Origin of the sequence: Paraburkholderia sp. BCC1886, assembly GCF_900996245.1 — a bacterium.
Classification (GTDB): domain Bacteria; phylum Pseudomonadota; class Gammaproteobacteria; order Burkholderiales; family Burkholderiaceae; genus Paraburkholderia.
On sequence record NZ_CAAJGK010000029.1, the window covers coordinates 1 to 251 of the forward strand.

Genomic DNA, 251 nt, shown 5'->3' on the forward strand with positions numbered 1-251 from the left:
CTGCGCACGCTTTACGCCCAGTAATTCCGATTAACGCTTGCACCCTACGTATTACCGCGGCTGCTGGCACGTAGTTAGCCGGTGCTTATTCTTCCGGTACCGTCATCCCCCCAGGGTATTAACCCAAAGGTTTTCTTTCCGGACAAAAGTGCTTTACAACCCGAAGGCCTTCTTCACACACGCGGCATTGCTGGATCAGGCTTTCGCCCATTGTCCAAAATTCCCCACTGCTGCCTCCCGTAGGAGTCTGG

The 251-nt window shown here is 54.2% G+C and carries 1 rRNA gene; it reads right to left on the reverse strand.

Annotated features, from left to right (window positions below):
• A 16S ribosomal RNA gene (locus FQ746_RS02755) occupies positions 1–251 on the reverse strand; the annotation flags it as partial.